Below are 19,530 nucleotides of genomic sequence, written 5' to 3'. Positions count from 1 at the left end.
CTGGCGTTGATTTTTGGCACGCTGTTGAGTTCTCAAGGAACGGACGCTTCCTTTGTACTCACCCTCTCGGGCTTTCCTCCGGGCGCTTCCCTTCGTGTTTCCAACCTTACCAGATCCGTTTTCCGTTCCGTTTCCGGTCGGAATTCATTTCCAGTGGCCAGTTGGGACGCCTTTGCCCATTTGATTGCCTTGCGGCTCTCTTTCGGCGAGTCCGACTTTATCAGAAGTTTTCGACCGGCCTGACCGGCCGCTCAATTTCCGAATTATCGGGAGGTGCTCCACCGAAATTGAATTCCAGGGAGCTGACAGATGCTAACTGCCACCGCCGAGCTTGTCCAGCTCTAGGCAACTGTTCGAATCTACCTCCCCACACGTCCCGTGTCAACGGTTTTTGTGGGGCGAAGAGGAGACTAGCAGCCTGATCGGTGTGCCTGCACATCAGGCCGCGGTCGGTACCGAGGCGCTGCGCTCGGCTTCCTCGACGTCACCCGTCTCGCCGGCCCGCACGGCTCGCCCGCCCAGGACGTAGACGTAAGCGAGGAAGAGCAGTTCGGCGGCTATGCCTATGCCGATGCGGGCCCAGGTCGGGAGGCCGGAGGGGGTGACGAAGCCTTCGATGGCGCCGGAGACGAAGAGGACCAGGGCAAGGCCTATCGCCATGCCCAGGGCGGCACGGCCCTCCTCGGCGAGGGCCGCACGACGCGTGCGCGGGCCCGGGTCGATGACGGTCCAGCCGAGGCGCAGTCCGGTGCCGGCCGCCACGAAGACGGCGGTCAGTTCCAGGAGGCCGTGCGGGAGTATCAGGCCGAGGAAGGTGTCGAGGCGGCCCGCGGAGGACATCAGGCCGATGCCGACGCCCACGTTGAGCATGTTTTGGAAGAGGATCCAGACGACCGGCAGGCACAGGAAGGCGCCGAGTACCAGGCACATCGCGGCTGCCTGGGCGTTGTTCGTCCATACCTGGGCGGCGAAGGACGCCGCTGGATGGCTTGAGTAGTACGTCTCGTACTGGCCGCCGGGGCGGGTGAGCTCCCGTAGTTCGGCGGGGGCCGCGATCGAGGACTGGACCTCGGGGTGGGTGCCGATCCACCAGCCCAGGACGACCGCCAGCGCGGTGGACAGGAGCGCCGTCGGGACCCACCAGTGGCGTGCCCTGTACACCGCCGCCGGGAAGCCCTGGGTGAGGAAGCGGGTGACGTCTCGCCAGGAGGCTCGGCGGGTGCCTGTCACGGCACTGCGCGCGCGGGCGACCAGTTGGCTGAGGCGGCCGGTGAGCTGGGGGTCCGGGGCGCTGGACTGGATCAGGGAGAGATGGGTCGCCGTGCGCTGGTAGAGGGCGACGAGTTCGTCGGCCTCCGCTCCGGTGAGACGGCGCCGGCGTCGCAGGAGTGCGTCGAGCCGGTCCCACTCCGCCCGGTGGGCGGACACGAAGACATCGAGGTCCATCGGGTTGGCTGCTCCTCGGCTGCTCGTCTTGTGCTCGTCGTGTGGTCAGCTTGTCGCACTGCGGCGCGATGTGCCTCAGCTTGGCAGACTGGCTGTTCTCAGGGCAGTTCGGGGAAGGACGGCGGGCGTGAGTGAGCTTGTGACGGGCGAGGCGGTGGCGCTGGAGCTGCGCCCCGCGAAGCTGCCGAGCCGGGTACTGGCCGTGGTGCTCGACCTGGTGGTGGCGGTGACCGCCTATGTGGTCGTGATGATCGTCCTGGCCCTGTCCACGGCCGCGCTCGACGAGGCGGCGCAGATGGCCGCGGCGATCGCCGCGTTCCTTCTTCTGCTGGTGGGCGGGCCGATCGCCGTGGAGACGCTCAGTCATGGGCGCTCTCTGGGGAAGATGGCGTGCGGGCTGCGCGTGGTGCGGGACGACGGCGGGCCCATCCGGTTCCGGCACGCGCTGGTGCGTGGGGCGGTCGGAGTGGTCGAGATCCTGATGACGTTCGGGGTCGTGGCGTGCATCGCGTCGCTCGTGTCGGCGCGGGGGCGGCGGCTCGGGGACGTGTTCGCCGGAACCCTCGTCGTACGGGAACGGATTCCCACCGGGCGTACGTCCTTCGTCCCTCCTCCGCCGCCATGGCTGTCGGGGCGGTTCTCCGGACTTGATCTGTCCGGGGTTCCGGACGGGCTGTGGCTGGCAGTCCGGCAGTACCTGACGCGGATGCAGCAGCTGGACCCGCAGGTCGGGTGGGCGATGGCGGAGCGGCTCGCAAACGATGTGGCCGAGCGCACCGGGACTCCGGCGCCGCACGGTGTTCCACCGGCGGCGTTCCTGGCGGCCGTGATGCAGGAGCGCCAGGCGCGGGAGGCACGGCGGGCGTTCGGCGGCGGCACCGCTGGTGGGGCTGCCGGTGGCGGCTTCGCTGGTGGCGGCTTCGTCGGCGGCCCGGCCGGGCAGGTGGCTGGCGTACCGGGCTGGGGCGCGCCGAACATGCCGTACGGCACAGCCCATGGGGTGCCCTACGGCACCCCACAGGGCCCGGGATACGGCGCAAGTCAGCCCCAGGGGCCGGTCGGGAACCCGATGCAGGGCACGGTGGGGGGTCCGGCGCAGTGTCCTGTGCAGGACGCTGTCCGCCCGGCCGCCGCCTCTCTCGCTGCCCCTCCCCCGGCGCCCGCAGCGGCCCCGGCGAACGCCTGGGCTCAGCCGGTGACGCAGGAGGCCGACGCGGACCGCCCCGCGACCGGGTTCGCCCCTCCCGCCTGATGGGCGGGCTCGCTCGGCACCGGTGTCAGGCGAAGACCGACGGCGGTGTTTCGAGGTCTTCGAGTTCGATGCCGGGCGCCGAGAGCACCACGTCGCCGGAGAGGTGCACGGTGTGCTGCTCACCGGTGTCCAGGGCGGTGACCTGGTATTCCTCCACGGTCAGGGGGCCGTTGTCAGTGGCGTGTGCTTCTCTCGTGATCAGGGCCCAGGACTGGTCGAGGGTGCGCGGGGCGAGGACCGGGTCCGTGAAGGCGACGAGGCGTACACGCGTGGCGGAGGCATCGGGGGTGAGGCGCAGCAGACGTGCGGTGGCGACGAGGAAGGCGGGGGACGAGCCGGTGAAGGCGTGGGCGCGGACATTGCCTTCGGTGGCGTGATCTCCCGTGGGGTCGGTACGGACCCAGGTGACACCGTCGAGGGCGGCGGCGCGGACCTGCCAGCCCGACGCGTGGAGTTCGAGACGGATGGGGCGGCCGCGGTCGTCGAGGGCGAGGTCGACGGAACCGGCGGGGGTGCCTTGCCGTGCGGCTCCCTCGGGCCCGGTGCCGGAAGGGGTGGTCAGTTGGGATACGTAGCGCCAGCCGGAGGGGCCGGGCGCGCAGTGGAACCGTTCGTCGGCGAGGGGGGTGTGATCGTGCGGGTCATGGAGCGAATATCGGCCGCGGGGCATGGTGGCTCGGGTCCTCGTAGGGGGCAGGCCCCCGCCGGTGAGGGCGAGGGCCTGCTGACAACCGTCTGGTGAGCGCCGGGCTCAGTAGCGGTAGTGGTCCGACTTGTACGGGCCCTCGACCTCGACACCGATGTACGAGGCCTGCTCGGGGCGGAGCGTCGTGAGCTTCACGCCGAGCGCGTCCAGGTGGAGGCGGGCGACCTTCTCGTCGAGGTGCTTGGGCAGCACATAGACGTCGGTCGGGTACTCCTCGGGCTTGGTGAACAGTTCGATCTGGGCCAGCGTCTGGTCCGCGAACGAGTTGGACATCACGAACGACGGGTGGCCGGTCGCGTTGCCCAGGTTCAGCAGGCGGCCCTCGGAGAGGACGATGAGCACCTTGCCGTCGGGGAACTTCCAGGTGTGGACCTGCGGCTTGACCTCGTCCTTGACGATGCCGGGGATCTGCGCGAGGCCGGCCATGTCGATCTCGTTGTCGAAGTGGCCGATGTTGCCCACGATCGCCTGGTGCTTCATCTTGGCCATGTCCGCGGCCATGATGATGTCCTTGTTGCCGGTCGTGGTGACGAAGATGTCGGCCTTGTCGACGACCTCGTCGAGGGTGGTGACCTGGAAGCCGTCCATCGCCGCCTGCAGTGCGCAGATCGGGTCGATCTCGGTGACGATCACACGGGCGCCTTGACCGCGCAGGGACTCCGCGCAGCCCTTGCCCACGTCGCCGTAGCCGAGGACGACGGCGGTCTTGCCGCCGATGAGGACGTCGGTGGCGCGGTTGATGCCGTCGATCAGGGAGTGGCGGCAGCCGTACTTGTTGTCGAACTTCGACTTGGTGACGGCGTCGTTCACGTTGATCGCCGGGAACAGGAGCGTGCCGTCGCGGTGCATCTCGTACAGGCGGTGGACGCCGGTGGTGGTCTCCTCGGTCACGCCGCGGATCTCCGAGGCGAGCTGGGTCCACTTCTGCGAGCCGCCCGAGATGGTGCGGTTGAGGAGCTCCAGGACCACCCGGTGCTCTTCGTTCTCGGCGGTGTCGGCGGAGGGGACCTTGCCGTCCTTCTCGTACTGGACGCCGTTGTGGACGAGCATCGTGGCGTCGCCGCCGTCGTCCAGGATCATGTTCGGGCCGCCGGTGGGGGTGTTCGGCCAGGTCAGCGCCTGCTCCGTGCACCACCAGTACTCCTCCAGGGTCTCGCCCTTCCAGGCGAAGACCGGGATGCCCTGGGGGTTGTCGGGCGTGCCGTTCGGGCCGACCGCGATGGCGGCCGCCGCGTGGTCCTGGGTGGAGAAGATGTTGCAGGAGGCCCAGCGGACCTCGGCGCCCAGGGCGGCCAGGGTCTCGATGAGTACGGCGGTCTGCACGGTCATGTGCAGGGAGCCGGTGACCCGGGCGCCGGCGAGGGGCTGCGCCTCGGCGTACTCCTTGCGGATCGACATCAGGCCGGGCATCTCGTGCTCGGCGAGGGTGATCTCCTTGCGACCGAAGTCGGCCAGGGAAAGGTCGGCGACCTTGAAGTCCTGTCGGTTGGCGACAGTGGTCATGCGAGCTGCTCCTCGGGTTGGGGCGAGGTCGGTTTCGGCTGGTCTGCGCGGCGGCGGGCACGGTGAGCGCCCACGGGGCACACGAATGCCCGGTGCCTTGCGCAGCGCAGTCCGTCGGAGGCCCTCTCTCCCTCGGCCGGCCCGTGGGGCCGCCCGACCGCCATCAGCAGCGACGTCTGGCTCGGTTACGAATCTACACCGATCGGCGCAGTGGGCCCCAGTCCGCCTGCGAACAGTTCAAGCGGATTTCGAGCGTCCGGCGGGTCGGGAACAGAGGTAACAGCCCTGGACAATAAGGGACTTCTGAACTTTTGGCCCCGCCCAGGGGTCTGTTGCAGGATGCCGGGGATCGGGAACATGTGCGCGACCTCGCGGACCGCGAGCTGCGCGAGATCCGGTAGCTATAGCCGTAGCCCCGGTCATGTATCCGACGGGTCGTACGGGCGTCAGTGTGCGGCGGTCGGTGCCGGGCCGCCCGGCGAGGCCTCCGGGTCGGCGCCCTTCACGGCCTCGGACGCGTTGTAGATGTCGGGTTCGAGGTAGATGACGCGGGCGATCGGGACGGCCTCGCGGATACGGGACTCGGCGGCGTTGATCGCGGAGGCGACCTCGGCGGCCGTGTCGTCGTGCTGCACGGCGATCTTGGCGGCGACCAGCAGCTCCTCGGGACCGAGGTGGAGCGTGCGCATGTGGATGATGCCGGTGACCGTGTCGCCGTCGACGATCGCGGCCTCGATCTTCTGGACCGCCTCGATGCCGGCGGCCTCGCCCAGGAGCAGCGACTTGGTCTCGACGGCCAGGACGATCGCGATGACGATGAGCAGGATGCCGATGCAGAGGGTGCCGATGCCGTCCCAGACGCCGTCACCGGTGGCCAGGGCGATGCCCACGCCGCCGAGCGCGAGGATCAGACCGACCAGTGCGCCGAGGTCCTCCAGGAGGACGACCGGCAGCTCGGGCGCCTTGGCGTGGCGTACGAAGTCCTTCCAGGACTGCTTGCCGCGCGTCTGGTTGGACTCCTTGATGGCCGTCCGGAAGGAGAAGGACTCGGCGATGATCGCGAAGACGAGGACGCCCACCGGCCAGTACCAGTGCTCGATCTCGTGCGGGTGCTTGATCTTCTCGTAGCCCTCGTAGATCGCGAACATGCCGCCGACCGAGAAGAGGACGATCGAGACGAGGAAGGCGTAGATGTACCGCTCGCGGCCGTAGCCGAAGGGGTGTTGCGGGGTCGCCTCGCGTTTGGCCTTCTTGCCGCCGAGGAGCAGCAGTCCCTGGTTGCCGGAGTCGGCGAGCGAGTGCACGGACTCGGCGAGCATCGACGACGAACCACTGAAGAGGAACGCCACGAACTTCGCTACCGCGATGGCGAGGTTGGCGGCGAGTGCCGCCACGATCGCCTTGGTGCCGCCTGACGCGCTCATGTGTTCCCGATGTCCCTTCGTCTGCCAGTCGTCTGCCGCTCGACTGGCACTCGTCTGTCACCCGGCTGCCCCGGTCGGCCGCCGCCAGGCTGCCGTCCCGCATTTTGCCTGCCCTTTGCGGTGGGCCATTGTTGCAGCCCGGACCGGCCCCGGAGCGCCGGGCCGCCACAGTGGTGCCTGGTGATTCCCTCAGACGACGACCGTGGCCCGGAAAATCGTCCCGCTTCCGGAGACTTCCACCTTTTCGTCCGCCGGTACGAACACGGATCCACCCGGAATGAGCGTGACGTCGCCCGTCCGTACGGAGCCCGCGGTGCACAGCAGGATCTGCGGGGTGCGGCGGGTGAGGTCGCGGCCGGGTCCGCCCGCCGGGAGGACGTACCGGGAGAGGCGGAACTCGTCGATGGGGGTCTCGTAGACCTCCTCGCCGTCCGGGGAGGCCTCGGGGCGCAGTACGCCCGGGTCGCCCGCCTCGAAGCGGACGATGCGCAGGAGTTCGGGGACGTCGACGTGCTTGGGGGTGAGTCCGCAGCGCAGCACGTTGTCGGAGTTGGCCATGATCTCGACGCCGAGGCCGTTCAGATACGCGTGCGGCACACCGGCGCCGAGGAACAGGGCCTCGCCGGGCTGCAGTTGTACGTAGTTGAGCAGCATCGCGGCGATGACACCCGGGTCACCGGGGTAGTGGTGGGCGATCGAGGCGTACGGGGCGTGGGCACCGCCGAGCCGGGCGCAGGCCGCGGCGGCATCGGCGACCGTGGTGGCCATCAGCTCGGGGTCGGCGGTGAGTACTGCGGTCAGCACCTCGCGGAGCGCGGCCTCTTCGGGGTGCGCGTGCAGCAGGTCGACGTACGGCTTGAGGGAGTCGACCTCCAGGGCCGACAGCAGCTCGGCGGCCTCCAGCGGGGCGCGGAAGCCGCACAGGCCGTCGAACTCCGTGAGCGCGCAGATCAGTTCGGGCTTGTGGTTGGCGTCCTTGTAGTTGCGGTGCGGTGCGTCGATCGGGACGCCGCGGCGCTCCTCGTCCTCGTATCCCTCCTCGGCCTGCGTCAGGTCGGGGTGCACCTGGAGGGAGAGGGGGGCGCCCGCGGCGAGGATCTTGAGCAGGAAGGGGAGGCGCGGGCCGAATTTCGCGACCGCCCCGGTGCCCAGTTCACGCTCGGGGGCCGCGGTGATCACCTCGGTGAGGGGGCCGCGGGGGGTGCGTGAGGGGGCGCCCGAGTGGGCGCCCATCCACATCTCCGCCTGCGGTTCGCCGGTCGGCTCGGTGCCGAGGAGCCGCGGGATGGCCGTGGTGGAGCCCCAGGCGTAGGGGCGGACGGTGTTGTCGAGGCGGTCCATGCTCTGTCTTCTTCTCCGTACGTGCGCTGGTACGCGTGCTCCGGTCAGGAGGCGTGGCTCAAGGTCAGGCCGTCGAGGCGAGTGCCAGGTAGACGGCGGCGAAATCCGTGACGGCGATCAGTTCGGCGAGTGTTTCCAGGTCGCCGCCCTCCTCCGGTTCGAGTTCGCTGATCGCCGTGTCGTGGCTGAGGGCCAGCTCGCGGGCGGCCGGGGCGGCGGTGCGTCCGCCGGCCGGGCGGTCGCGCAGCAGGACCACGCGCGCGTGGATGACCTGCGCCTCCTCGACGCGGTCGCGGAAGAAGTCGTCGGGGTCCGCGCCCGCCGCCAAGGTGCCCGCGAGGAGGACGCTGTGCGCGGCCAGTGCCTCGGGCAGTTCGGCGGTGAGGGCGGGACGCCCCGCGAGTTCGGCCAGGGCCGCGACGAAACGGCGGCCCGCGGGGCCCGCGGAATCGCCCTCGGTCCAGATCACCGGGAGCGCCTCGGCGAGTTCGGACGCGAGCGTCTTGGCGGGGTTGCTGTACGTCGCGATGGCCGGTCCGCAGCGCTCGGCCACCTGGTCGAGACGGTCGGCGACCTTCTGCAGGGCGTCGGGCGGCGCGGACAGCAGGCCGGTGCGGTCGAGCAGTGCGAGCAGCGGGGTGAGCAGCGCCCAGAGGGAGCCCGGGGCGGAGGCGGCGGCGGGGGCCTGCGGCTCGTAGGGGGCGGTCGCCATCGGCACGTACAGGCCGTGGGCGCCGGCGACCGTGTCCGTGAGCGGGGTGCGGGGCGGGCAGACGGCGACGACGGTGAGGCCGCGCCGGTAGGCCTGCTCGACGAGGAGCGAGAGGCCGGGTTCGCTGCCGTCGGGGGTGGCGATCAGGAGCAGGTCCACGGGGCCCGCCCAGCCCGGGAGTTCCCAGAGCAGGGCGCCCGCGGCCGGGGCCACCCCGCGGGGGGTGAGCCGGGTGACGGGGCAGGCGGCGCCGGCGAGCGAGCCGAGCAGGTCGGCGACGCAGGTGGCGGCGAGGCCGGGGCCCGCGGTCAGGATGGCGCGCGGGCGGCCGTCGGGCTTCAGCTCGGCGATGCCGGCCTCGGTGGCGTGCCGGACGGCGGTGCGGACGCGGGCGCCCGCCTCGGCTGCGCCGCGGAGCAGGTCCCGCCGGTCCGCGCGGGCCAGCGCCTCCGGGTCGTCGAGGAGTGATTCGTCGAACATGGTGGGCAGCCTCCGGACGCCGGGCGGGGTCGCTTCTGCGGGTTGCTTCTGCAGGTCGCTTCTGCAGGTCGCTTCTCTGTGACGGCGACGGCGGGGGTTACGCGGGGCGGCGGGCCTCGTCCACCAGGAGGACCGGGATGTCGTCTCGGACGGGGTAGGCCAGACCGCAGTCCTTGCCCGTGCAGATCAACTCGGCCTCCTGCTGTTCGGAGGAGGCCTCCTTGAGGGGGGCGTGGCAGGCCGGGCAGGCGAGGATCTCCAGGAGGCCGGCTTCTAGCGGCATGTCAGGTCCCTTCGGGGGTGAATTCCGGGGTGAATTCCGGGTGGGTTCGGGGGTGGGTGTGTGCTGGGATGTGGCCTGGTCAGGGTACCGCCGCGTGGGGGTGAGCGCGGGGGGTCTTCGCCCCCGCCGCCCCTACCCTTCCCGTCACTGCATGGGGCTGCGCCCCTCTCCCCCGTGATCGCGCTGCGCGCTCGTCCTCAAACGCCGGACGGGCTGAGTGGGGTGACGGGGGTCGCTCAGGCTCTGATGATCGCCAGTGCCTCGTCCCGCACCCTCGCCATCGTCTCCTCGTCCCGCGCCTCCGCGTTCAGGCGCAGGAGCGGTTCCGTGTTGGAGGGGCGGACGTTGAACCACCAGTCCGCGGCGGTGACGGTGAGGCCGTCGAGTTCGTCGAGGGTGACGTCCTCCCGGCCCTCGTACGCCGTCCGGATCGCGGCGAGGCGGGCCGTCTGGTCGTCGACCGTGGAGTTGATCTCGCCCGAGCCGGCGTAGCGGTCGTACTGGGCGACGAGGGCGGAGAGGGTGCCCTCCTGGCCGCCGAGGGCCGCGAGGACGTGGAGGGCGGCGAGCATGCCGGTGTCCGCGTTCCAGAAGTCCTTGAAGTAGTAGTGCGCGGAGTGCTCGCCGCCGAAGATCGCTCCGGAGGCGGCCATCTCGGCCTTGATGAAGGAGTGGCCCACGCGGGTGCGTGCCGGTGTCCCGCCGTTCTCGCGGACGACCTCCGGGACCGACCAGGAGGTGATCAGGTTGTGGATGACCGTGCCCTTGCCGCCGTTCCTGGCCAGCTCCCGGGCGGCGACCAGGGCCGTGATCGCGGACGGGGAGACCGGCTCGCCGCGCTCGTCGACGACGAAGCAGCGGTCGGCGTCGCCGTCGAAGGCGATACCGAGGTCGGCCGCCTCCTCGCGGACGCGCTTCTGGAGGTCGACGATGTTCGCCGGGTCCAGCGGGTTCGCCTCGTGGTTCGGGAACGTGCCGTCCAGCTCGAAGTACATCGGAACGAGGGTCAGGGGCAGGCCGGCGAAGACGGTCGGGACCGTGTGTCCGCCCATGCCGTTGCCCGCGTCCACCACGACCTTCAGGGGGCGGATCGAGGTCAGGTCGACCAGGCCGCGCAGGTGCGCCGCGTAGTCCTCCAACGTGTCGCGCCGCGTGATCGTGCCAGGCGTCGCACCGGAGACCGGGGCTTGCGGGGTCGGGGCTTGCGGGGTCGGGGCTTGCGAGGTCAAGGCTTGGGAGGTCGGGGGTTGCGCGTCGAGCCAGGACTCGACCAGCTCGCGGATCTTCGTGAGGCCGGTGTCCTGGCCGACAGGGGCCGCGCCCGCCCGGCACATCTTGATGCCGTTGTACCGGGCCGGGTTGTGCGAGGCCGTGAACATCGCGCCCGCGAGGCCGAACGCCCCCGACGCGTAGTACAGCTGGTCCGTGGAGCAGAGCCCGATCTCGGTGACGTCGACGCCGCGCGCCGCCGCCCCGCGCGCGAAGGCCCGGGACAGACCCGGTGACGAGGGGCGCATGTCGTGACCGGTCACGATCGCGTCCGCTCCCGTCACCTGCACGAAGGCGGCACCGAACAGCTCGGCCAGCGTCTCGTCCCACTGGTCCGGGACCACCCCGCGTACGTCGTACGCCTTAACGAGCTGCGACAGATCAGCGGTCACGGCCAGCCTTCCTTGAGCCTTGAGTCCTCGACGGAGATCCCAAAACTACCCGCACGCCCACGCGGTCCCCAGCCGGTCCCCGGCCGGACCCGGGGCGGACCCGGGGCGGACGTCGGTTGGGTCTACGGAAGCATCCATTCCAGGACGGGTGAGCTCTGCCCGACGACGATCAGGCACATGACCAGCAGGAGTCCGAGGCTCCACGGCAGCACCTTGCGCAGCAGGTCGCCCTCGCGGCCCGCGAGCCCGACCGCCGCGCAGGCGATGGTGAGGTTCTGCGGCGAGATCATCTTGCCCAGGACACCGCCCGAGCTGTTGGCGGCGGCAAGGAGTTCCGGGGACAGGCCGGACTCCCTCGCCGCGGTCACCTGGAGGGCGCCGAAGAGCGCGTTGGCCGAGGTGTCCGAACCGGAGACGGCCACTCCGAACCAGCCGAGGACGGGTGACAGGAAGGCGAGCCCCGCGCCGGCCGCCGCCACGAAGTGGCCGATCGTGGCCGCCTGCCCGGACAGGTTCATGACGTAGGCGAGCGCCAGGACGGAGGTGACGGTGAGGATCGCGAACCTCAACTCGTGCACGGTGGCCGCCCATTCCTTGAGCGCCACGCGCGCGTGCACCCCGAGAACGACTGCCGTGCACACGCCGGCGAGCAGCACCAGCGTGCCTCCGGTGGACACGATCGGCCAGGTGAAGACATTGCCGCCGACGGGGTCGCCGTCCGGATTCACGACATTCAGGAAGGGCCAGTCGAAGATCCGGGTCGCCTTCGCCAACTGGTCCTTGACGGGCGGGATCTGGGCGATGGAGAAGATCACCACGATCAGTACGTACGGGGCGTACGCGCGCAGCACTTCGCGGCGCGGGTCCTCCTCGTCCAGGTCCTCGCTGCGGGTGCCCGTCAGCACGGCGGCCCGTACGGGTTCGGCGGCGGGCCTGCGCGCCTGCGGCACCGCCATCAGCGCGCCCGCGCCGGCCAGGGCGGCCCCGATGTCGGCGAGTTGCGCGGAGACGTAGTTGGAGGCGGCGAACTGGGCGATGGCGAAGGCGACTCCGCACGCCAGCGCCGGTACCCAGGTCTCGCGCAGGCCGCGTCGGCCGTCCACCAGGAAGACGAGCACCAGGGGCACCACCAGGGCGAGCAGCGGGGTCTGGCGGCCCACCACGGAGGCGACGGTGTCCAGCGGCAGGTCGGTCACCTGGGCGAGCGTCACGACCGGTGTGCCCATCGCCCCGAAAGCGACCGGCGCGGTGTTGGCGACGAGCGCGACCACCGCGGCGCGGACGGGGTCGAAGCCGAGCGCGACGAGCATCACCGAGCAGATCGCGACGGGCGCGCCGAAGCCCGCGAGGGCCTCCAGGAGCGCGCCGAAGCAGAAGGCGACGACGAGCGCCTGGATGCGGGGGTCGTCGGAGAGCCGTCCGAAGGAGCGCCGCAGGATGTCGAAGTGCCGGGTACGGACGGTCATCCGGTAGACCCAGAGGGCGTTGACGACGATCCACAGGATGGGGAAGAGGCCGAACACCGCTCCCTGGGCGGCGCTGGAGAGGGTCTGGCCCACCGGCATGCCGTACGCGAGCGTGGCGACCAGGGCCGCGGCCGCGAGACCGATGAGGCCGGCCAGGTGCGCCTTCATGCGGACCCCGCCGAGCAGGACGAGGACGAGGACGAGGGGCAGGGTCGCGACGAGCGCGGACAGGCCGAGCGAGTCGGCCAAGGGCTCAAGTTCCTGGACGTACACGGAGCCTCCCCCGATTCCACCAGGCGGAAATCAATTTCTCATGGGCCGGGGAAAATGGTCGTGTCCGCGACAAGCGCACGTCAATGGTCATGCACCACTGAGCGAAACGCGCACCGAATGCACACGGGACACAGGGGATACAGAGGGCACGGAGGACTCACGGGATGAAGTCCCCTGCCAAGAGGGAGGGTTCAGGAGTCCGGTGAGCGCAGGACCCGCAGATGGCCGCGGCGGGCGACCTCCATCGGGTCGGCACCGCGGGTGGTGGTGCCTCCCGCGCGGGTGGGCCGCTCCTGCGGGCGGGCCGCCTCGCGGACCGCGTTGGCAAGCGCTTCCAGGTCGTCACCGCTGGGGCGGGAGGGAGCGGAGCCGCCGGCGAGCCGGACGACCTCCCAGCCACGCGGCGCGGTGAGACGCTCGGAGTGCTCGGCGCACAGGTCGTAGCAGTGTGGTTCGGCGTAGGTGGCGAGCGGGCCGAGGACCGCGGTCGAGTCGGCGTAGACGTACGTCAGCGTCGCTACGGCGGGACGGCCGCAAGCGGTGCGCGAACAGCGACGTACAGGGCTCACGATGTTGGACGGTACCGCACTCTTGAGCGGGCCGCGACGACTCTCCCTCGGGTCACTCCACCGTGTCGTGCTGTGACGCCTGACACAAGGGGGTCCGGACGGGCCTGTTCGGCCTGCTGGTACGGGTGTTGACGAGGTGACGGGCCGACCCGGGAGTGGTCACGATCCGGCACAAAGGCTGTCAATTTTCGCTATTCATGCGGTCCTGGAGGATACGGAAACCAGCCCGACCTTGGCCGGAATGCGCATCCTGCGACATGCCGGATGCGGGGTCCCTGCGGGCGTACGGAGCGGCGGTCCGTAGCCGCAGGCGGGACGCGTGCCGTGTGCGGGCGGCGGCAGGGCGCGGGGACTACTCTTCGTCAGTGATGGACAACCCCGTACCGCCCCGTCCCGCCGAACCCAGGCCCCGTCGTCGTGATCGGCACGGGCGCGGGATGCGTGGGCCCGTGGCGCCGCCGCAGGTGCCCCTCTCGGCCAGTCGCTCCGAGGTGTTCGCGGATCTGGTGCAGGACTCCGTGGAGCGGCTGGAGCGGCGGTGGCCGCAGCTCTCCGACATCGAGTTCATGGTGCTGGAGGTACCCCGGTTCGATCCGGCCGGTGACGAGGGCTGGGGCGACGAGGCCGTGCCCCTGGGCGGCACCACTCCGGCCCATGAGGGCCACCCCGCCCGGGTCATCGTCTACCGGCGCCCCGTCGAGATCCGTACGAAGAGCCGCGACGAGCGGGCCGCGCTGGTGCACGAGGTCGTGGTGGAACAGGTCGCCGAGGTACTGGGCCTGACACCGGAGACCGTCGATCCCCGGTACGGCGAGGACTGAGACCCGGACGGATCGAACCCCGGACCTGACCGAGCCCCGGACCTGACCGAGCCCCGGACGGATCGAACCCCCGGTCAGGTCCGGGGCTCCTCCTGAGTGCTGGTACCGCCCTACTTCTGCAGCACCGAGAGGTCCTGCTCGGCGTCCGGTACCTTCACCGTCCCCCGGTCGTCCGGGAGGGTCTGCACGGTGAACATGGGCACGCCTCCCTCGGCCGCTTCGAGCATGCGCGACGCGTGGACGGGCCCGCCGGACAGCGGCTCCACCGTGAGCGCGTAGGTGCCCTTGAGGCCGGCGGGTACGGACAGCTCGACGTTCTGCGTGGTGCCGGCCTTGACCGTGTACGTCTTCGAGGCGGCCGTTCCGCCGTCGCTGCCCGCGGAGGCCGTGACCTTGACCTTCGCGCCGCGGCCGGGGGCGACCAGGGAGAGCGTGGATCCCTTGGCACGGTTGTCGGCGGCCGTCGCGCGCGCGCCGACCGGGCCCGTGGCCGGGATGAACGCCGTCTCCTGGTTGTCGCCCTTGCCGCGTACGACTCTCAGGGCCGCGACGACGGGGGTGGACTTCCCGGTCGGCGTCAGCAAGAGGGAACCCGCCTCGCCGCGCGTGACGTCGCCGAGGTCGACGGCGGCCGTCATACCGGCCTTCACGTGCAGCGTCTCGTGCCCGGCGGGGGTGATCGTGCCGGTCGGCGAGGCGAGCCGCACCTTCAGGTCGGCGTCGGCCTCACCGGGCGCGAACGCGACCAGTCGTACGGAGGTGGCGTCCTTCGGGATGCCCGGCAGGACGACGCTGCCCGCCGGCGCGGCCGAGGGGGCGAGCCAGTCGCCGCCGAGCGTGTCGTCGAGAGCCTGGACGGCGGCGGCCACCCGGCCGCTGCGGACCGTGACGTGCACGGTCAGGTTGGTCTCCGGCTCGTCGATGAGGGTCGACAGGAGCACCGACTCGCTGGAGTGCGGCGGGATCTTGATGCCCTCGCCGACCGTCGACTTCAGGACGCCGTCCTTGCCGTACAGCTCGATGTCGGCGACGGCGGCGGAGTCGTCGGGGTTGGTCAGGTGCGCGTAGTCCGTGCGCTCCTTGGCGGTGCTGGCGCCCGGGAACCAGAAGTCGGTGTCCGGGGCCGAGCAGCTGGTGCCGAGCAGGCCGCGGCCGGTGCCCGCCTCGACCTCGGTGGTCTGCTGGACGGCCCAGCCGGGTGCGAACCTGCCCTCGGCCGTGCCGACCAGCGCGGGCGACTCCGCGCCGGAGGCCTTGGCCGTGACCGGCTTCCCGGGCTCCTTCGGCGCCAGGACGGGCTTCTCCTTCTTGCCGTCCTTGTCGCCGTCCTTCTTGTCGTTCTGCTCGCCGTCCTGCTTCTCGTCCTCGTCGCCGTCCTCGTCGGCCGACTGCGCGCCTGCGGCCACCAGCTCGGCCTTGCCGCTCGCACCGGTGCCCTTGGTGACGGGTGTGAAGGACGTGTACGCGGTCTCGGCGAGGTCCGAGGTGCTCGGAGCCGGACAGAGCAGGCTGGTGCGCTCCACGGGCAGCTGGGCGGCCGCCTTGGCCGTGTCCTCCCCGGCGGCCTGCGGCTCGGACATGGAGGCGAAGCCGGTGACGGCGGCGAGCGCGGCCACACCGGCGATCAGGGACACGGTGGTGCGGTTCACTGCTGGCTCCCGTCGGGGCGCTCACTGTCGGTGCCGTGCGGCGGTTGCTGCTGTTGTTGTTGCTGTTGCTGCTGTTGTTGTTGCTGCTGCTGCTGTTGCTGCTGTTGCTGCGCCGCGTCGTACGACGGGTCGTAACCCTGCTCGTAGGAGGTCTGCGACGGGTCGTACCCCGCGTTCCCCGTGCCGTACGCCGCGTACGGGTCGTAGTGGTCCGCCTGGTACGGGTCCGTCTGGTACTGCTGCTGCTCGTACGTGCCCGCGGGGTACTGCGGGGTGCCCTGGTACTGCTGCTGGTCATAGGTGCCGTACTCGGCGCCGTACGTCGTCGCGTCCCACTCGTCGTAGGACTGCTGCTGCGGGATGGGGGCGACCGCGGGCGCCTCCCCCGGAGCGGGCGGGGCGTCGGGCGGGAACGGGGCGGACCGCTCCGACTCCCCGGCCTGCCCGGCCTGTGCGGCCTCCTCGGTCTGTTCGGCCTCCGCCTGCGCGCGCAGACGGCGGGCCCTGCGACCCTCGCCGGACGCGGACTCGACGGGTACGACGGCCTCCTCGGGGAGGTCGTCGTCGACATCGCGGCGGCGTCCCGGCAGCGCGAGCACCACGAGGACGACGGCGAGCGCGCCCTGGGCCCACAGCCAGCCGGTGTGACCGAACGGCGCCTCGAAGGTGACGTCGAGGCGGCCCCCGGTGGCGGGCAGTTCGAAGCCCTGGGCCCAGCCGTCGACCGTGGTCCTGGTGAGCGGCTGCCCGTCGAGGGTGGCCGTCCAGCCCTCGTCGGCGGTGTCCGCGAGGCGCAGGACGCGGCCCTCGGCACCGGCGGAGATCTTGGTGTGCAGTTCGACGGGGCCGGCCGCGATGGGCTGCGGGTCACCGGAGGCGGGCACGATGGCCGCGCGCGCGACCTGCCGGTCGACGCGCCACAGGGCGCTGCCGTCCTGCTGGCTGAGCCGGCTCAGGCCCGGTGTGGCGTCCAGGACACGGCCGACCTCGCGGGGCGCGCCGTCGCGCACCAGGACGTACCGCACGGCGAAGCCGCCGAGCTGGTCGGCCTGGTCGGCGCCGGAGCCCGCCACGAGGTTGGCGACGACCTTGTCGAGCGTCTTGTTCTCGCCGTCCGCAGCGGCCAGTTCGGCGTCGCCGAGGCGGGCGCCGGAGCCGCGGACGAGGGTGTAGCCGACCTTGGACGCCGTGTCGCTGCCGAGGACGAGCGTGCGGGCCTGGTCGCGGGTGCCGCTCTCCTCGGCCACGAACGCGGGCACCTGGACGGGATCGCGTCGCTCCAGGGGACCGTCCGCGCCGCGGATCATCCAGCCGGCGGCGATGAGCAGGGGCCCGGCGGCCGAGGCGAAGGCGATGAGGACGGCGACCGGCTGACGCCAGCCGAAGCTCTGCTCGGCCACGCGCGAGCGTGCCCCGTCGGCGCCGAGCGCGGCGGCGGCGAGGAAGGCGAGGCCGTAGACGAGGGTGGCGGGTCCCGCCCAGGTGGAGCCGTTCGAGAGGGCGGCGAAGACGAGCGCCACCAGGGCGGCCGTCCAGGCGGCCCAGATGCCCAGTTGCCGTTCCGCGCGCATCAGGGCGGCCACGGCGGCGCACACGATGCCGATGAGCATCAGCCCGCTGACCGTGCCGGGTCCGCCGGGGCTCGCGCCCAGCAGGTCGAGCGCGGAGGCCGCCCCCGACTCGTACTCCATGCCGGCCTCCTGGAAGAAGCCGAACGGGAGCAGGGTGAGCGACCAGGGGGCCAGGGCCAGCAGCGGGATGCCGAGCTGGACCAGGAAGCGCAGCCCGTAGGCGGCGATGTCACCGCGGCGCACGACCGCCAGGGCGACACCGAGCACCAGCGCGATGGGCCACACGATCGGCGTGAACGCGGTGGCGAGGGTCAGCAGGAGCGCGTACGCCCAGGTGGCACGCCAGCTGCCGCGGCCGGACTCCGAGGCGAGGCCGCTCGCCGCGATGCCCGCGCGCGCGATGAGGGGCAGCAGGACGGCGAGCACGGCGGTGCCGAGACGGCCGCCCGCAAGCGCGCCGGTGGCGGCGGGCAGGAAGGCGTACGCGACGGACGCCCAGGCGCGCAGCAGGCGCGACTCGACGAGCGGCCGGGAGACGAAGTAGGCGGCGAAGCCGGCCAGCGGTACCGAGCCGATCAGCAGGACGGTGACCGCGAGGCCGGCGGAGCCGAACAGCACGCTCGCGAGCATGGCGACGAGCGCGAGGTAGGGCGGCGCCGACTGCGTGCCCCCGGCTCCGACGGGGTGCCAGCCGTCCAGGTAGCGCGACCACAGTTCGGAGGAGTCCCCGGGGGCGGGCAGCAGCGCGCCGCCCGAGAGCGCACCGCCGCCGAGGAGTTCACGGCAGGCGATGAGGGTGAAGAAGAGCAGCACCACGAAGACCATCGGCCCGGGCTTGCGGGCGACGCGCTTGAGGCGGGCGAACTGCTCGACCTGGAGGAAGTCGGCGTCGTCGCCGCCCGGTCCGGACTCGACCGCGCTGCCGTGGCGTCCCGCCGCGTTCAGCTCGGGGTCGGAGCGGCCCACGAGGTTGCCGGCGGCCTGTTCGACGGTGGCCCGGACGGTGGCTCCGGGGGGCGGGAACAGCGCCCGCAGTTCGTCCTTGTCGATCTGCGGGCTGCCGCGCCTGCGCCGGCCCGCGATGATGCGCTCCGGGCGCAGCAGGGTGCCCAGGAGCCCGCGGATCTCGTCGACCGCCTGCCCGGGGACCTTGCCGACGAGGTACGCGACCGTGCGCAGCAGGGTGCCGAGCACGAGCCGCACGAGGATCCAGGGCAGGACCGCGGTGCGGGCGTTGACGAGGAGGGTGTAGGTGGCGCCCGCCTTGTCGACCTTGTGCGGGGAGGCGGAGGTGCGGCCCACGCAGTCGACGGTGCGGCGCTCGCGGGAGGACGCCTCGGCGTGCCGTACGACCGCCTCGGGGGCGACCAGGACGCGGTGGCCCGCGGACTGGGCGCGCCAGCAGAGGTCGATGTCGTCGCGCATCAGGGGCAGCCTGCGGTCGAAGCCGCCCAGCTCTTCGTAGATCTCGCGGCGGATCAGCATGCCGGCGGTGGAGACGGCCAGCACGGGAGTCACGTGGTCGTGCTGGCCCTGGTCCTGCTCGCGCCGGTCGAGGCCGGTCCAGCGGCGGCCGCTGTGGGCGATGGTCACGCCGACTTCGAGGAGTTGTCTGCGGTCGTACCAACCGCGGAGCTTGGGGCCGATGACGGCGACGTCCTTGCCGAGCTCCTGCTCGTTCTCCACGACGCGCAGCAGCTGGGCCAGGGCGTCGGGCTCCGGGGCGCAGTCGTCGTGCAGGAGCCACAGCCACTGCACGGGCTCGCCGTGCGGCAGCTCCGGCAGGTCGTACGTGTCGTCGCGCCAGGTGCGGGTGACGGGGTCCCAGCCGCTGGGGCGCTTCAGGTACGGAAGGTCGTCCGGGGTCAGCACGCCCGCGATGCGGACGGCCTCCTCGACGGCCTGGCCGAAGCCCGTGCGCCGGGCGAGGTGGAGCACCCGGTCGGCGCCGAGGGCGTCGGTGACCAGCTGCGCGGAGGCGTCCGCGCTGCCGGTGTCGGCCGCCACGGCGTTCTGCACGGGGCGCTCCTGGCCGAGCAGCCCGGACAGGGCGTCGGGCAGCCAGCGGGCACCGTCGTGCGAGACGAGCACGGCGGTGACCACGTGCCTCGGGAACTCCGGCGGGCGACCGGGGTCGGACACCATCGGGCCGGCCGGGTCGAACGCTGCGGGGGCAGTGTCGTACTGACCTGCCGAATGGCTGTGCACGGACATCGAGGTACGGGCCCCGGTTCGCTGGACTGCGGTGGACGCCTGTGCCCACGGGGGATCACGGGGCGTCTCGGACGGAGGCCCACACTAACGGCTGCACAACGGCGCGGCCCGCCGCCTGTGGACAACCCACCCGCGACGGGCCGTGCGTTACGTATCACT

15 protein-coding genes are annotated in these 19,530 nt (G+C 71.6%); 3 read left to right on the top strand and 12 right to left on the bottom strand.

What is annotated here, in order from left to right; translation table 11 throughout:
- Positions 1-243, top strand: a 243-nt coding sequence (locus ACH4DZ_RS33925) for a hypothetical protein (protein WP_398291634.1), incomplete at its 5' end; no start/stop codon positions are given.
- A gap of 195 nt (positions 244-438) precedes the next feature.
- On the opposite strand, the gene ACH4DZ_RS33920 is transcribed toward ACH4DZ_RS33925, so the two are convergent.
- Positions 439-1,446, bottom strand: a complete 1,008-nt coding sequence (locus tag ACH4DZ_RS33920) for a stage II sporulation protein M (RefSeq protein WP_398291632.1) — start codon at positions 1,444-1,446, stop codon at positions 439-441.
- A gap of 127 nt (positions 1,447-1,573) precedes the next feature.
- Here ACH4DZ_RS33920 and ACH4DZ_RS33915 point away from each other — a divergent pair, with 127 nt between their 5' ends.
- Positions 1,574-2,698 (top strand): RDD family protein, encoded by a 1,125-nt coding sequence (locus ACH4DZ_RS33915; protein WP_398291630.1) that lies wholly within the window; start codon positions 1,574-1,576, stop codon positions 2,696-2,698.
- Positions 2,699-2,723: 25 nt separating this feature from the next.
- Here ACH4DZ_RS33915 and ACH4DZ_RS33910 read toward each other — a convergent pair whose 3' ends face one another.
- From ACH4DZ_RS33910 to ACH4DZ_RS33870, 9 genes are all read right to left on the bottom strand, one after another.
- Positions 2,724-3,368, bottom strand: coding sequence for a hypothetical protein (locus ACH4DZ_RS33910; protein ID WP_398291628.1), 645 nt, complete (start codon positions 3,366-3,368; stop codon positions 2,724-2,726).
- An 81-nt stretch (positions 3,369-3,449) separates the two neighbouring features.
- Positions 3,450-4,907 (bottom strand): adenosylhomocysteinase, encoded by a 1,458-nt coding sequence (gene ahcY, locus ACH4DZ_RS33905; protein WP_398291626.1) that lies wholly within the window; start codon positions 4,905-4,907, stop codon positions 3,450-3,452.
- Between the two features lie 446 nt (positions 4,908-5,353).
- The gene (locus ACH4DZ_RS33900; protein ID WP_398291624.1) at positions 5,354-6,331 is read right to left on the bottom strand and encodes a cation diffusion facilitator family transporter; all 978 of its coding nucleotides are present in this window, start codon (positions 6,329-6,331) and stop codon (positions 5,354-5,356) included.
- A gap of 189 nt (positions 6,332-6,520) precedes the next feature.
- Positions 6,521-7,672: a mannose-6-phosphate isomerase, class I gene (gene manA, locus ACH4DZ_RS33895; RefSeq protein WP_398291622.1), complete on the bottom strand. Its 1,152-nt coding sequence runs from the start codon at positions 7,670-7,672 to the stop codon at positions 6,521-6,523.
- Between the two features lie 64 nt (positions 7,673-7,736).
- Positions 7,737-8,864, bottom strand: coding sequence for an SIS domain-containing protein (locus tag ACH4DZ_RS33890; RefSeq protein WP_398291620.1), 1,128 nt, complete (start codon positions 8,862-8,864; stop codon positions 7,737-7,739).
- 97 nt (positions 8,865-8,961) lie between these two features.
- Positions 8,962-9,147, bottom strand: a complete 186-nt coding sequence (locus tag ACH4DZ_RS33885; RefSeq protein WP_398291618.1) for a Trm112 family protein — start codon at positions 9,145-9,147, stop codon at positions 8,962-8,964.
- 236 nt (positions 9,148-9,383) lie between these two features.
- Positions 9,384-10,808: a phosphomannomutase/phosphoglucomutase gene (locus ACH4DZ_RS33880; protein WP_398291616.1), complete on the bottom strand. Its 1,425-nt coding sequence runs from the start codon at positions 10,806-10,808 to the stop codon at positions 9,384-9,386.
- 122 nt (positions 10,809-10,930) lie between these two features.
- The gene (locus ACH4DZ_RS33875; RefSeq protein ID WP_398291614.1) at positions 10,931-12,547 is read right to left on the bottom strand and encodes an L-lactate permease; all 1,617 of its coding nucleotides are present in this window, start codon (positions 12,545-12,547) and stop codon (positions 10,931-10,933) included.
- 191 nt (positions 12,548-12,738) lie between these two features.
- Positions 12,739-13,116, bottom strand: a complete 378-nt coding sequence (locus ACH4DZ_RS33870; protein ID WP_398291612.1) for a DUF3499 domain-containing protein — start codon at positions 13,114-13,116, stop codon at positions 12,739-12,741.
- Positions 13,117-13,484: 368 nt separating this feature from the next.
- On the opposite strand from ACH4DZ_RS33870, the gene ACH4DZ_RS33865 reads away from it, so the two are divergent.
- Positions 13,485-13,937, top strand: coding sequence for a metallopeptidase family protein (locus ACH4DZ_RS33865; protein ID WP_398291686.1), 453 nt, complete (start codon positions 13,485-13,487; stop codon positions 13,935-13,937).
- A 110-nt stretch (positions 13,938-14,047) separates the two neighbouring features.
- Here ACH4DZ_RS33865 and ACH4DZ_RS33860 read toward each other — a convergent pair whose 3' ends face one another.
- Together ACH4DZ_RS33860 and ACH4DZ_RS33855 are read right to left on the bottom strand one after the other, a co-directional pair.
- Entirely contained in the window at positions 14,048-15,586 is a 1,539-nt protein-coding gene (locus ACH4DZ_RS33860; protein WP_398291610.1) for a DUF5719 family protein, read from the bottom strand.
- Complete coding sequence (locus ACH4DZ_RS33855; protein ID WP_398291608.1) at positions 15,583-19,371, bottom strand: glycosyltransferase; 3,789 nt, start codon at positions 19,369-19,371, stop codon at positions 15,583-15,585. Before ACH4DZ_RS33855 ends, ACH4DZ_RS33860 begins: the two co-directional genes overlap by 4 nt.
- Between the last annotated feature and the right edge of the window lie 159 nt (positions 19,372-19,530).

Source organism: Streptomyces sp. NPDC017991, from assembly GCF_044328075.1.
Classification (GTDB): Bacteria; Actinomycetota; Actinomycetes; order Streptomycetales; family Streptomycetaceae; genus Streptomyces.
This window is presented reverse-complemented; position numbering and strand designations above follow the sequence as displayed.